Raw genomic sequence first — 13,857 nt, forward strand, 5'->3', positions numbered from 1 at the left:
GTGGTGGTGTCGTGGTTCAGCGGACCGGCAGCGAGACCACCGGCGACAGCCAGACCAGCGATACCGAGAACGCTCTTACGCAGCATCGTGTTCATCAGAAAAGCTCCATTCGGGGGAAAGGCGCCACCAGCCCAGAAAGGGGGAACGGGCGTGGTGACGCGAGCACCGTCCGGCGCCCAAAGACTTGAGGGATTTCCGTCGTGCCAGGGCCCAGGGGGTGGACCTTCTCGACGGGGTGAATCAAAAGCCGGCGACCAGAAGCCGGGGGGCCACACCCGCGGGGACGGGCTGACCGGGAACCGGGGGCCACACCCGCGGGGCGGGCTGCTCTCGTGGTGCCGGGTCTAGATGTAACGACCGCCGGCCCGCCATCATTCCGGCCAAGCCCGACCGGCCGCATCCCGCCCGCACGGGCGGGGGCCCTGCTCGATCGTCCAGGTGATGTAACGACCCCGTCCCCGCCACGATTCCGACCCTGGGATGCCGCCGGTCACACCCCGAAACCGGACACCCGGCCCGAGACCACCCCGGTGATCCGGACAAAGCGCTCAGCGCACGCACGGCGCGTGGAGATCTTGGAAGATTTGGGCCCCTCGAGGGGCCGTTTGCTTCCAAGATCTGCGCGGGGACGGGGTTGAGTCGGCGCGCCCCGGCGGACCGGGACCAGGTCAGGGGTGTGAGCCGGCACGCCCGGGCGGACCGGGACCAGGTCAGGGGTGTGGCCCGCCGTGACCGGCGCAGGGATCAAGCCTGACCGCCCGGAGCCGGGCACGGCGGGCCACACCCCCCAACCGCAACCACAAAAACACCCCAGGCGACACAGCCCGCCGCAACCAACAGAAACAGCCCAAGCGACACAGCCCACCCGCAACCCCGCGACCAGCCGCGCGAAGACGAAGCGACCGCCAAGCCGCGCCACTTCTACGTCAGGTCGCAGGCGTCCAGGGACTTCTCGTAGCCGCGGAAGAACGCGTCGGTGCGCTGCTCGGCGGTGCCGTGGGAATCCTCGGCGAACCAGGGCTGGTCCGGGTCGTCGCCGACGGCGAGCAGCCCGTCGCGGAACTCCTCCAGGTCGCCGTCGTCCAGGCGCAACGTCCCCGACCGCACCGAGTCTCCGAGGAACGCGCCGGCCATGCAGTCCGCCTGCAGTTCCTGCTGGATGGTGAAGTTGTAGCGGATGCCGAGGCGGGTCTGGATGCCGTGGGCGTACTCGTGGCCGAGCAGGTAGAACACGAACGCGTCACCGATCTGGCGGAAGGCCCCGAAGGACCAGTTGACGTCGTACGCGATGTAGTCGCTGGCCGTGCAGTAGACCGCGTTGTTGCGGGGGATCTCCTGCCCGCCGCAGGTCACTTCGCCGCTGCGCCGGTACGGGATGACCCGGCGGATCGGCTGGAACCCCTGCCCCGAGGCGCGGAACTGCGCCGCCCAGTACCGCTCGGCGATGCTGCGTGCGTCGGCGACGTCCTGCTGGAACTCCTCGACGCTGTTCGTACCGTCGGCGCGGGTGGCGTCCGCACCGGGCGTACCGGATGACGCGGGCTGCTCGGGCGCCGGCGCTCCCCCGGGTTCGGATGCTCCCCCCACCATGCAGCCGGCCGCCGCCACCAGCGCCACCGCCAGGCCCACCAGCGAGGCACCCGGCCGCCGTCCCACCCGCGTCGTCACTTGGCCTCCCCGCCGTCGGCGATGCGGCGTGCAGTACCCCGGCGGTACGCGCGTCATGCCGATCGGAGGTATCTACGCCCCGCGAACCCGTGCGGTTCAGGCGCCCGCCGCGGGCGCTGAACGCCGCCGGGCACCGCCGGGCTGCCGTACGCTCGGCGACCACCGCCTCCGATGTCCGGACCGTGGCGGCGGCTTCGACGTCTCGGGTGAGCGGCGCCGACCGGCGTCGGGACGAGGAGAGACACCGTGAAGTACATGATCCTGCTCCACGGCTCGCAGCAGGACTACGACGCGATGGCCGGTCGGCCGGGCGGCAAGCCGCCGATGTCGCCCGAGCAGGTCGCCGCGATGCACGCCCACATGGTGGCGGTCCACGAGAAGCTGGTCGCCTCCGGCGAGCTGGTCGACGCCCAGGGCCTGGTGGCTCCGGCGCACACCCGCCGCGTCCAGCTGGAGGGCGGCGTGCCGGTGGTGACCGACGGCCCGTACCCGGAGACGCAGGAGGTGCTCGCCGGCTACACCGTGGTCGACTGCGCGAGCGTCGACCGGGCGATCGAGATCGCCGCCCAGTTCGTGAACCCGGACGTCCCCGGGGAGTACGTGGACGTCCGGCCGGTCGCCGAGGGCATCGAGAACCTCGACGGCTGAGGTGGGCGCGGTGACCGGCGAGACCGTCGAGGGCCTGCTGCGCCGCCTGGCGCCGCAGGTTCTCGGCGCGCTCGGTCACCGTGGCCGCGCGGCGGCTGACCGACCTGCTGCGCCGCGAGCAGGCCCGCCGGCGCCGCGAGGAGACGGTGGCCCGGTGGGTGCTGCCGGCCGACCGGCTGGCGTCGCCCGCGGACCGGGACGCCGCCGACGCCGACGACACGCTGGTGCTGCTCCTGCTCTGCTGCCATCCCGCGCTGTCGCCCGCGTCGCAGATCGCGCTCACCCTGCGCGCGGTCGGCGGGCTGACCACCGCCGAGGTCGCCCGGGCGTTCCTGGTGCCGGAGGCGACGATGACCCGGCGGATCAGCCGCGGCAAGCAGCGCATCCGAGACAGCGGTGTGCCGTTCCGGATGCCCGCCGGGCCCGAACGGGACGCCCGACTCGCGGCCGTCCGCCACGTGCTCTACCTGATCTTCAACGAGGGGTACGCGGCGACGACCGGACCGGCCCTGCTGCGGACCGACCTCTGCGCCGAGGCGATCCGGCTGACCCGCCTCCTGCACCGACTCCTGCCCGACGACCCGGAGGTGGCCGGGCTGCTGGCGCTGATGCTGCTGACCGACGCGCGGGCGCCCGCCCGGGTCGACTCGGCGGGCGAGCTGGTGCCGATGGCGGAGCAGGACCGTGGCCGGTGGAAGGCCGACCAGATCACCGAGGGCGTCGCCCTGGTCAGTGCCGCGCTCCCGCGCGGGCCGGTCGGGCCGTACCAGGTGCAGGCCGCGATCGCCGCCCTGCACGACGAGGCGCCGAGTGCCGCCGACACCGACTGGGCGCAGATCACCGCCCTGTACGAGGTGCTGACGGGGATGTCCGACAGCCCGGTGGTGGCGCTGAACCACGCGGTGGCGGTGGCGATGAGCCGCGGCCCGCGGGAGGGACTGTCCCTGGTGGACACGCTGGCCGCGCAGGGACGGCTCGACGCCGACCCGCGGCTGCCCGCCGTCCGCGCGCACCTGCTGGAACTGCTCGGCGACCGCGAGGGCGCGCGATCGGCGTACCTGTCGGCGGCGGAACGGTCGACGAACCTGACGCAGCAGCGCTACCTGCACGCCCGCGCCGGCCGCCTCACGCCCTGATCCCGGGCGGGACTGGTGGGGCATCCCGGGCGCGTGCCCGGTGGGCGTCACGGGCTGGCGGCGAGGAAGACGAACGCCGCGAGCAGCACCAGGTGCACGCCGCCCTGGAGCACGGTGGCGCGGCCGGGCACGACGGTGAGCACACCGGTCACGACGGTGAGCGCGAGCAGGGTCATCTGGGTGCCGCCGAGGCCGAGCAACAGCGGCCCCTCCAGCCAGATCGACGCGAGCGCGATCGCCGGAATCGTCAGGCCGATGCTCGCCATCGCCGAACCCAACGCCAGGTTGAGGCTGATCTGCACCCGGTTCCGCCGGGCGGCGCGCGTCGCGGCGAGCGTCTCCGGGAGCAGGACCAGCAGCGCGATGACCACACCGACGAAGGACTGCGGCAGGTTCACCCGGGCGACGACGGCCTCGATGGTGGGCGAGACGGTCTTGGCGTCCCCGACGACGGCGACCAGGGCGACGAGCAGCAGGCCGAGGCTGATCAGGGCGGTACGGGTGGAGGGCGGCTCGGCGTGCTCCTCGGCTTCGACCGGCCCTCCCTCGGCGGTGACCGGCAGGAAGTAGTCGCGGTGCCGGCCAGTCTGCACCATCACGAACAGCCCGTAGAGCGCCAGGGACGCCACGGCGGCGAACGTGAGCTGAGCCGGGCTGAACTCCGGGCCGGGCCGGCTGGTGGTGAAGCTCGGCACGACGAGACTGAGCACCGCCAGCGTCGCCACCGTCGCCAGGGCCCCGCCCGTGCCCTCGGAGTTGAACACCGCCACCCGGCGGCGCAGCGCGCCGAGCAGCAGCGACAGGCCCAGGATCCCGTTGCACGTGATCATCACGGCAGCGAAGACGGTGTCCCGGGCGAGGGACTGCGTCTCCGCACCACCGCTGATCATCAACGTGACGATCAGGGCGACCTCGATCACGGTCACCGCCACCGCGAGGACCAGCGACCCGAACGGCTCCCCCACCTTGTGGGCGACCACCTCGGCGTGGTGGACGGCCGCGAGCACCGCGCCGGCCAGCAGCACCGCCACCACCACGACGAGCGGGCCCGCGAGCTTCCGGTTCCACGTCAGAGCGAGCACCAGGACCGCGAGCAACGGTACGGCGACGGTCCAGTCGGTCAGGCGGGATCGCAGCGCGGTCATGCCCCCAACACTGCCAGCAAACCTGATCATGTGCCCACTCGTCGGGACGTTCAAATGCCGCAGCACGGGAATGCGATGCCGGCGGACGGCCGCCCGGCTCTACCCTCGACCGGTGACCATCTCCGAGGATCTCGCCCCGGCGCCGCCGGCAGCGGCTACCGACCTGCGGATCGGTGCGCCGGAGCGCGAAGCCGCCCGCGAGGCCCTCGACGAGCACCTGGCCGAGGAACGCCTCGACGCCGACGAGCACGCGCAGCGGTGGGCGGCCTGCCGGGTTGCCCGTACCCAGTCCGAGCTACGGCGGATCTTCCTCGACCTGCCCGCTCCCCACCCCGGCCTCCCCCGACCGCCGGCGCCGCCGACGGATGAGGACGTCGACATCCCACCGCTCGGTGCGGCGGTCTGCGTCGCCCTGATGCTGGGGCTTCCGGTGGCCGTGGTGCTCGGCTTCGTCCACGACACCTGGTGGGGCCTCGCCGTGCCGGTCACGGTCAGCGTGCTCCTGCTGTACGTCGAGCACCTGCTGAGGCGCGGGCGGGCCACCCGCGAGTAGACGGACACCTCGACCCTCGTCCTCGTCGGCTAGAAGGAGCAGCGACGACGTCGATCGAGGCGGGCGCAGCCTTCGTACCAGCGTCAGGGCATCAGGCCGAGCTGCGTCATGACGCCTGCCAGGTCGGGGTGAAGGCTGAGCTCCACGAACCGCCCATCCTTCACCCGAGCGAAGTACGCCCCCCGCCCGACGATCGTCTTGCCGGTCGGCGGCACCTGCCGCGAGCCCACCGCCATGGGACCGGTGTTGGTGCCGGTGAACTCCACCTCGGCGGCGACCCCATCATCATGATCGTCCACGAAGCGGCTGGTACGGCGAATCCGCATGTCCGGGAAGGCGGTCAACCATGCCCGCACGTATTCACGCGCGCCCTCCTTGATGGTGATCGGCGCGCCGATCGTGGTGTCGCGAAGCACGAAGTCATCGGCGAGCAGGCCGACGAAGGCATCGAGACGGTGGGTGTCCCATGCATCGAGCCGGGCGTCATCCAACCTCTTGAGGGCTTCCCTGTCGATCACGAACCTCCAGCTGACAACCTCGCACGCTCCTGGTCCATCCTGCCCGGGCACCGCCGCCCAGCCGTCGCGTATCGATCGTTCCGTACCCGACCACGGCGGTGACGTCGGCCGGCTACGACGTCGACCAGCACAACCTGCGGATCCTCCCGTGACACGGCCAAATCACGGGTAGCGTCCGGCGGTAGGAACAACGACGGCAGGAGTCGCTCCCGGTCCTCGGTCACACGTGGCGTTGATCGCGGCCTTGGTGACCGACAGTCGGCGTGACCCGGTGGTCCCAGGCCAGGACCGGGAGGTTCCCACAGTCGCGACAGACCAGCGGACGCGAAGCAGCGGCGCATTCCCACCGACGGCCGGAGGATCCACGTGAGCGGCACCGACACCTCGACGGAGACGCAGGAAGTGGGAACCGTCGACATGAAGCTCGAGGTCGTGACGTTGCCCGTCTCCGATGTCGATCGGGCGAAGAGCTTCTACCAGAGCCTCGGCTGGCGACTCGACGTCGACTTAGTCTTCAGCGAGGACGTCCGAGCGGTCCAGTTGACGCCCCCTCGCTCGGCCTGCTCGATCGCCTTCGGGAAGGGCCTCACCACAGCCGAGCCGGGCTCTGCGAAGCGCTTGGAGCTGGTGGTCTCCGACATCGAGGCGGCGCGTGAGGATCTCGTCCGCCGCGGCGTCGACGTCAGCGATGTGTTCCACCGGGACGGGGCGAGTCTCCTGCCCGGCCCGGATCCCCAACGTCGCTCCTACCTGTCGTACGCCTCGTTCAGTGATCCGGACGGCAACGAGTGGCTGCTTCAGGAGGTCACGACCCGGCTCCCGGGTCGGGAGTGGGACGACTGAACATGGACATCGACTCGCTCGCAACGCTGCTGCACGAGACAGCCGACCGGCACGGCCCGTTCGAGGCCGCGGCACCGCCGCACGACTGGTGGGACTGGTACGCCGCGTACATGCATGCCCGCGAAGAGGGGAACACGCCGGACGAGGCCTCCGCGGCCGCCGCGCGCTACATGGCGGACGTCAAGCACGTTGACGTCACGTCCGATTGACGCCCGCTGTCGCGCAGCCGTACGACGTTCAACGCCGGCGTCCGGAAGCCCGCGATCCGCGCCGGGGGCGTCATGATTCCGCCGCCCTCAGCGGTGACGAAAGTGCAGGCCAGTGCACCCGCCTTCGTCACTTGGCGTTGAAGTAGCTCGCCTCCGGGTGGTGGACGACGATCGCGTCGGTGGCCTGCTCCGGGACCAGCTGGAACTCCTCGGACAGCTGCACGCCGATCCGCTCCGCCCCCAGCAGGTCCACGATCTTGGCGCGGTCCTCCAGGTCCGGGCAGGCCGGGTAGCCGAACGCGTACCGGCAGCCGCGGTAGTCGGTGCGCAGCAGCCCGGCCAGGTCCGCCGGGTCGTCGGCCGCGACCGTGCGGCCGCCGGGCAGGGTCAGCTCGGCGCGGATCCGCCGGTGCCAGTACTCCGCGAGGGCCTCGGTCAGCTGCACGGACAGGCCGTGCACCTCCAGGTAGTCGCGGTACTCGTTGCGGGCGAACAGCTTCGCCGCGTACTCGCTGATCGGCTGGCCCACGGTGACCAGCTGCAACGCCACCACGTCCAGCTCCTCGCCACGAGGCCGGAAGAAGTCGGCGAGGCAGAGCCGCCGCTCCTGGCGCTGGCGGGGGAACGAGAACCGGGCCCGCTCGGAGTGGCCGTTCTCGTCCAGCACCACCAGGTCGTTGCCCTCCGAGTACGCCGGGAAGTAGCCGTACACGACGGCCGCCTCCAGCACCTGGTCGGCGATGAGCCGGTCCAGCCAGTAGCGCAGCCGCGGCCGGCCCTCGGTCTCCACCAGCTCCTCGTAGGACGGTCCCTGCCCGCCCCGCGCGCCGCGCAGCCCCCACTGCCCGAGGAACGTGGCCCGCTCGTCGAGCAGCGCCGCGTAGTCGGCCAGCGGAACGCCCTTGACGACCCGGGTGCCGAAGAACGGCGGGGTGGGCACCTCCACGTCGGCCGCCACGTCCGAGCGGACCGACGAGTCGTGCAGCTCCGGCAGGGACTCGGTGACGATCGCCCGCTGCCGCTCGCGCCGGGCCCGGCGGGCGGCCAGGGCGGCCTCCCGCTCCGCGTCGACCACGGGCGCGCCGCCCCGCTTGGCGGTCATCACCCGGTCCATGAGGGACAGGCCCTCGAACGCGTCCCGCGCGTAGTACACCTGCCCGGGGAACATCGACCGCAGGTCGTCCTCGACGTACGCCCGGGTCAGCGCCGCACCGCCGAGCAGGACCGGCCAGCGCTCCGCGACCCCGCGCGACGCCATCTCGGCCAGGTTCTCCTTCATGATGACCGTGCTCTTGACCAGCAGCCCGGACATGCCGATCGCGTCGGCGCGGTGCTGCTCGGCGGCGTCGAGGATGGCGTTGATCGGCTGCTTGATGCCGATGTTCACCACCTCGTAGCCGTTGTTGGACAGGATGATGTCCACCAGGTTCTTGCCGATGTCGTGCACGTCGCCCTTCACCGTGGCGAGCACGATGCGGCCCTTGCCGCCGTCGTCGGCCTTCTCCATGTGCGGTTCCAGGTACGCCACCGCGGTCTTCATCACCTCGGCGGACTGGAGCACGAACGGCAGCTGCATCTGGCCGGAGCCGAACAGCTCACCGACGACCTTCATCCCGTCGAGCAGGATGTCGTTGATGATGGACAGCGGCGCCCGGCCCTCGGCCATCGCCGTGTCCAGGTCGGCTTCCAGGCCGTTGCGCTCCCCGTCGATGATCCGCCGCTTGAGCCGCTCGTCCAGCGGCAGCGCCGCCAGTTCCTCGGCCCGGGTGGCGCGGGCCGACGCGGCGTCGACCCCCTCGAACAGCTCGATGTAGCGCTGCACCGGGTCGTACCCCTCGCGACGCCGGTCGTAGATCAGGTCGAGCGCGACCTCCCGCTGCTCCTCGGCGATCTTCGACATCGGCAGGATCTTGCTGGCGTGCACGATCGCCGAGGTCAGCCCGGCCTGCACGCACTCGTGCAGGAACACCGAGTTGAGCACCTGCCGCGCCGCCGGGTTGAGGCCGAACGAGACGTTGGAGATGCCCAGCGTGAAGTTGACCCCCGGGTACCGGGCGGCGATCTCCCGGATGGCCTCGATCGTCTCGATGCCGTCGCGGCGGGTCTCCTCCTGACCGGTGGCGATCGGGAAGGTCAGCGCGTCGATGAGGATGTCCGACCGCGACATCCCCCAGCGGCCGGTCAGGTCATCGATCAGCCGCGAGGCGACGCGGACCTTCCACTCCCGCGTGCGGGCCTGGCCCTCCTCGTCGATGAGCAGCGCGACCACGGCGGCGCCATGCTCCTTGACCACCGGCATCACGCGCCCGTAGCGGGAGTCGGGGCCGTCGCCGTCCTCGAAGTTCACCGAGTTGACCACGCACCGGCCGCCGAGCATCTCCAGCCCGGCCTCGACGACCGCCGGCTCGGTCGAGTCGAGCATGATCGGCAGGGTGGAGGCGGTCGCGAACCGGCCGGCCAGCTCGCGCATGTCCCGGGTGCCGTCGCGACCCACGTAGTCGACGCAGAGGTCCAGCAGGTGCGAGCCGTCGCGGGCCTGGCTCCGGGCGATCTCCACGCACGCCTGCCAGTCAGCGGCGATCATCGCCTCGCGGAACGCCTTGGAGCCGTTGGCGTTGGTCCGCTCCCCCACCATCAGCACGCTCGCGTCCTGCGCGAACGGCACGTGGTGGTAGATCGACGAGACGCCGGGCTCCGGCCGCGGCTCCCGGGCCACCGGCGTACGGCCGCGCAGCCGCTCCACCAGGACCCGGATGTGCTCCGGGGTGCTGCCGCAGCAGCCGCCCACCAGCGAGACGCCGTAGTCGGTGACGAACCGCTCCAGGGCGTCGGCCATCTCGACCGGGGTCAGCGGGAAGTACGCGCCCTCGGACGTCAGCACCGGCAGGCCGGCGTTCGGCATCACCGACAGCGGAACCCGGGCGTGCTGCGACAGGTAGCGCAGGTGCTCGCCCATCTCCGCCGGGCCGGTCGAGCAGTTCAGGCCGATCAGGTCCACGCCGAGCGGCTCGATCGCGGTCAGCGCCGCACCGATCTCGCTGCCCAGCAGCATGGTGCCGGTGGTCTCCACGGCGACGTGGCAGATGATCGGCACCTGCCGGCCCAGCTCCGCCATCGCCCGCTTCGACCCCACCACCGCCGCCTTGACCTGAAGCAGGTCCTGGCAGGTCTCGACGATCAGCGCGTCCGACCCGCCGGCGATCAGACCGGCGGCGTTCTCCTGGTACGCGTCCCGCAACGACGCGTACGCGGCGTGGCCGAGGGTCGGCAGCTTCGTGCCGGGACCGATCGAGCCGAGGACGAAGCGGGGCTGCTCCGGCGTGGCGTACGCGTCGGCGGCCTCGCGGGCCAGCCGGGCGCCCGCCTCGGACAGTTCGCGGATGCGCCCCTCGATGCCGTACTCGGCGAGGTTCGGCAGGTTGGCGCCGAAGGTGTTGGTCTCCACGCAGTCCGCGCCCGCGGCCAGGTACGCCTCGTGCACCCCGCGGACGACGTCCGGCCTGGTCACGTTGAGGATCTCGTTGCAACCCTCAAGGCCGTCGAAGTCGTCGAGGGTCAGGTCCGCCGCGTGCAGCATCGTCCCCATCGCCCCGTCGGCGATCAGGATCCGGTCCGCCAGCGCGTCGAGCAAAGAGATCCGCACGGGTTCAGGTTAGTGCCAGTGGTCGCGGCGTGGTCGACCCCGGCTCGCCGGTCCCACATTCTGTCACCGGGATCACCCTGTCCGGTTCACTGCCGTATGACCGGCCGGCGGCGGGCACGACCGGCGCGGCCGACGGGCCGGCTCCCGTCCCGGCACGTAGGCTGACGGACGTGAGGGACTACAGCGACACCACCGTGCACGGCGGGCGGCCGGTCGGGGACCACTCCGGCGCCGTCCCCGACGGGCAGGGCGAGGTGACGGCATGACCGAGTTCGACGGACTGCCGGTGCTGCGGTCCCCCGTGGCCATCGCCGCCTTCGAGGGCTGGAACGACGCCGCCGACGCGTCGACCGCGGCCGTCGAGCACCTGGAGCAGGTGTGGCAGGCCCGGCCGGTGACCGAGCTGGACCCGGAGGACTTCTACGACTTCCAGGTCAGCCGGCCCACCATCACCATGTCCGACGGGGAGACCCGCCGGGTGGAGTGGCCGACCACCCGCTTCATGGTCGCCAGCCCGGCCGGCACCGAACGGGACGTGGTGCTGATCCGCGGCATCGAGCCCAGCATGCGCTGGCGCACCTTCTGCGAGCAGGTGCTGGAGATCTGCCACAGCCTGGAGGTCGAGCGGGTGGTCCTGCTCGGCGCGCTGCTGGCCGACGTGCCGTACACCCGGCCGCTGCCGATCAGCGGCAGCGCCTCCGACAAGGACGCCGCCGAGCGCTACCAGCTCACCCCCACCCGCTACGACGGGCCGACCGGCATCGTCGGGGTGCTGCACGACGCCTGCGCCCGCGCCGAGGTGGACGCGGTGTCGTTCTGGGTGCACGTGCCGCACTACGCCAACAACCCGCCCTGCCCGAAGGCCACCCTCGCCCTGCTGCACCGGGTCGAGGAGGTGCTCGACCTGCCGGTCCCGATGTCCGACCTCGCCGAGGAGGCCGCCGAGTGGGAGCAGCGGGTGCGCAGCGCGGCCGAGCAGGACGCCGAGCTCGGTGAGTACGTCCGCGAGTTGGAGGAGCGGGTCGGCGACGCCGGCATCACCCCGCTGACCGGGGACGAGATCGCCCAGGAGTTCGAGAAGTACCTGCGCCGCCGCGGCGGCTCCGCCGGTCCCACCGCCGGCTCCTGGTGATTCCCACGCGTTGACCGGTGCCCCGGATCCGATCCGGGGCACCGGTCATCTCTCGCGCTGCGGGCATGCCTCGTGCCGGCGCCGCTCTCCGCGTGTCACGGGTGGCGCAGGCCACACCCTCTAGGGCATCCTAGGAACCTAGCTGTGATCGAGGAGGCGGGCATGCAGATCAACCCCGGCGCGGCCGAGTTCCCGCACCGGCAGATCGCCGCGCAGCTCAAGGCCCAGGTGCGCCGCGGCGACTGGGGGCCGGGCGAGCGGCTGCCGTCCATCCCGGCCATCGCCGAGATGTTCGGCGTCGCGAAGCAGACCGTGCAGCGCGCCGTCGACCAGCTGCGGGTCGAGGGCATCCTGATCACCAAACCCGGCTCGGGTACGTACGTCCGCGGCACCCGGCGCCGCCTCAACCGCCTCTCCCGGGGCCGGTACGGCGGCTTCCGCGGCTACCACACCGACCTCGCCGCCCGGTACCGCCAGCAACTCCTCTCCGTCGGCCGGGCACCCGCCCCGCCCGAGGTCGCCGACGCGTTCGGGGTCGCCGACGGCACCGACCTGCTCTGCCGCCGGCACCTGGTCCGCACCGAGGACTCCCCGGTCGAGGTCGGCGCCTCCTGGTTCCTGCCCGCCGACACCGCCGGGACCTCCCTGGAGCGCGCCGAGGCGTTCGGCCGGCCGCTCTACCAGGAGGCCGAGGAGGCGACCGGCCGGCGGTACGTCACCGCCACCGACACGATCAGCGCCCGCCAGCCCAGCCGGGAGGAGGCGGAGATCCTCCAGATCCGCCCGGACACGCCGGTGCTGCACCTGCTGCACGTCGCGTACGACGGGCACCGCAAGCCCATCGAGGTAGCCCAGGCCACCTGGCCCGGCCCGGTCACCACCCTGACCGAGGAGTACCGCGTCCCCGCCCCGACGCCGGACGCGGACCCGGACGTCGGCCTCGTCCTGGGCTGACCGCCGCCCGCGAACCGGAGGGCGCACTTTCGGCGAAAGAGTGGCTGTCCGAGCGGGAACAGCCACTCCTTCCGTGAAACTGCGCGGATCTTGGCCCGTGGGGCTGGGGTCAGAGGCGGATGCCGAGGAGGGCGTCGATCGTGTCGGTGAAGAGGGTCGGGGCGGCGGGGTCGCCGCCGGTGCCGGCGAGCGCCTGATCGGCCCAGGCGTCGGCCAGGGCGAGCGCGCCCGGAGTGTCGAGATCGTCGGCGAGGCGCTCGCGTACGCCGGCCAGGAAGGCCGCGCCGGACGGGCCGGACGGCGCGGCGGCGGCCCGCCGCCAGCGACCCAGCCGCTCCTGCGCGGCGGCGAGCAGGTCGTCGGTCCACGAGCGGTCGGTGCGGTACTGGCCGCTCATCAGGGCCAGCCGGACCGCCATCGGGTCCACCTTGTCGGCCCGCAGCCGGGAGACGAAGACCAGGTTGCCCCGGGACTTCGACATCTTCTCGCCGTCCAGACCGATCATGCCCGCGTGCACGTAGTGCGCGGCGAACGGCGCCTGCCCGGTCAGCCGTTCGGCGTGCGCGGCGGAGCACTCGTGGTGCGGGAAGAGCAGGTCGTTGCCGCCGCCCTGCACGTCGATCTGGTCGCCCAGCAGGTTGAGCGCGATGACCGCGCACTCGATGTGCCAGCCGGGGCGGCCCGGGCCCAGGTCACCGCCCGGCCACGACGGCTCGCCCTCCCGGGCGCCGCGCCACAGCAGCGGGTCGAGCGGGTCGCGCTTGCCGGCCCGGTCCGGGTCGCCGCCGCGCTCCGGGAAGATCTCCAGCATCTGCTCCCGGGTCAGGTTGGACTCGTACCCGAAGCGGGGCGCGGCGGAGATGTCGAAGTAGATGTCCCCGGTGCCGTCGTCCAGCCGGTACGCGGCGCCCTCCTTGAGCAGCACGAGGACCTTCTCGGCGATGTCCGGGATCGACTCCACCGCACCGACGTAGTGCGCCGGCGGGATGATCCGCAGCGCCTCCATGTCCTCCCGGAACAGGGCGGTCTCCCGCATCGCCAGGACCTTCCAGTCGTCGCCGTCCCGGGCCGCCCGCTCCAGCAGCGGGTCGTCGATGTCGGTGACGTTCTGCACGTACGTCACGTCGAGCCCGGCGTCCCGCCACATCCGCTGCACCAGGTCGAACGTGATCATCGTGGCGGCATGGCCGAGGTGGGTGGCGTCGTACGGGGTGATGCCGCAGACGTACATCGTGCCCGTGCCGGTCGGGGTGCTGGGCGACACTCCCTGCCGCGCCGAGTCGAACAACGTCAGCGGGCCGCCCCTGCCGGGCAGCCGTGGCACCTCATGCCCCACCCAAGACTCCATGACCGCCAGCCTAACCAGCCGCGGGGCGGCCCCGGGCCGCGCCACCGGTGATCAACGTGA

General features: G+C 72.1%; 12 protein-coding genes. 7 read left to right on the plus strand and 5 right to left on the minus strand.

The annotated features are described in order from the left end of the window. Positions 1-921 precede the first annotated feature (921 nt). Positions 922-1,668 (minus strand): neutral zinc metallopeptidase, encoded by a 747-nt coding sequence (locus ACTMS0_RS21600; protein ID WP_441157062.1) that lies wholly within the window; start codon positions 1,666-1,668, stop codon positions 922-924. 255 nt (positions 1,669-1,923) lie between these two features. Between ACTMS0_RS21600 and ACTMS0_RS21605 the strand changes: the two genes are divergently transcribed. Beyond that, positions 1,924-2,316: a YciI family protein gene (locus tag ACTMS0_RS21605; RefSeq protein WP_441157230.1), complete on the plus strand. Its 393-nt coding sequence runs from the start codon at positions 1,924-1,926 to the stop codon at positions 2,314-2,316. An 80-nt stretch (positions 2,317-2,396) separates the two neighbouring features. After that, complete coding sequence (locus ACTMS0_RS21610; RefSeq protein WP_441157063.1) at positions 2,397-3,452, plus strand: RNA polymerase sigma factor; 1,056 nt, start codon at positions 2,397-2,399, stop codon at positions 3,450-3,452. A gap of 47 nt (positions 3,453-3,499) precedes the next feature. Here ACTMS0_RS21610 and ACTMS0_RS21615 read toward each other — a convergent pair whose 3' ends face one another. Beyond that, positions 3,500-4,597: a calcium:proton antiporter gene (locus tag ACTMS0_RS21615; RefSeq protein WP_441157064.1), complete on the minus strand. Its 1,098-nt coding sequence runs from the start codon at positions 4,595-4,597 to the stop codon at positions 3,500-3,502. 112 nt (positions 4,598-4,709) lie between these two features. On the opposite strand from ACTMS0_RS21615, the gene ACTMS0_RS21620 reads away from it, so the two are divergent. Further along, positions 4,710-5,150: a DUF1707 SHOCT-like domain-containing protein gene (locus ACTMS0_RS21620; protein WP_441157065.1), complete on the plus strand. Its 441-nt coding sequence runs from the start codon at positions 4,710-4,712 to the stop codon at positions 5,148-5,150. Positions 5,151-5,233: 83 nt separating this feature from the next. Here ACTMS0_RS21620 and ACTMS0_RS21625 read toward each other — a convergent pair whose 3' ends face one another. Next, entirely contained in the window at positions 5,234-5,668 is a 435-nt protein-coding gene (locus ACTMS0_RS21625; RefSeq protein ID WP_441157066.1) for an ester cyclase, read from the minus strand. Between the two features lie 366 nt (positions 5,669-6,034). On the opposite strand from ACTMS0_RS21625, the gene ACTMS0_RS21630 reads away from it, so the two are divergent. Together ACTMS0_RS21630 and ACTMS0_RS21635 are read left to right on the plus strand one after the other, a co-directional pair. Then, positions 6,035-6,511 (plus strand): VOC family protein, encoded by a 477-nt coding sequence (locus ACTMS0_RS21630; protein ID WP_441157067.1) that lies wholly within the window; start codon positions 6,035-6,037, stop codon positions 6,509-6,511. Between the two features lie 2 nt (positions 6,512-6,513). Beyond that, on the plus strand, positions 6,514-6,720 hold the full coding sequence (locus ACTMS0_RS21635) for a bleomycin resistance protein (RefSeq protein ID WP_441157068.1): 207 nt from the start codon (positions 6,514-6,516) through the stop codon (positions 6,718-6,720). 127 nt (positions 6,721-6,847) lie between these two features. Here ACTMS0_RS21635 and metH read toward each other — a convergent pair whose 3' ends face one another. Then, the gene (gene metH, locus ACTMS0_RS21640; protein WP_441157069.1) at positions 6,848-10,363 is read right to left on the minus strand and encodes a methionine synthase; all 3,516 of its coding nucleotides are present in this window, start codon (positions 10,361-10,363) and stop codon (positions 6,848-6,850) included. Between the two features lie 262 nt (positions 10,364-10,625). Here metH and ACTMS0_RS21645 point away from each other — a divergent pair, with 262 nt between their 5' ends. Together ACTMS0_RS21645 and ACTMS0_RS21650 are read left to right on the plus strand one after the other, a co-directional pair. Next, the gene (locus tag ACTMS0_RS21645; RefSeq protein WP_441157070.1) at positions 10,626-11,495 is read left to right on the plus strand and encodes a PAC2 family protein; all 870 of its coding nucleotides are present in this window, start codon (positions 10,626-10,628) and stop codon (positions 11,493-11,495) included. A 162-nt stretch (positions 11,496-11,657) separates the two neighbouring features. After that, a complete protein-coding gene (locus tag ACTMS0_RS21650; RefSeq protein ID WP_441157071.1) occupies positions 11,658-12,449 on the plus strand; it encodes a GntR family transcriptional regulator in 792 nt (263 codons plus the stop codon). Positions 12,450-12,558: 109 nt separating this feature from the next. Here the strand turns inward: ACTMS0_RS21650 and mshC are convergent, their stop codons facing one another. Continuing rightward, positions 12,559-13,797, minus strand: coding sequence for a cysteine--1-D-myo-inosityl 2-amino-2-deoxy-alpha-D-glucopyranoside ligase (gene mshC / locus ACTMS0_RS21655; RefSeq protein ID WP_441157072.1), 1,239 nt, complete (start codon positions 13,795-13,797; stop codon positions 12,559-12,561). Positions 13,798-13,857 lie beyond the last annotated feature (60 nt).

The sequence above is a fragment of the Micromonospora sp. H33 genome, assembly GCF_052068455.1.
Lineage (GTDB): Bacteria > Actinomycetota > Actinomycetes > Mycobacteriales > Micromonosporaceae > Micromonospora.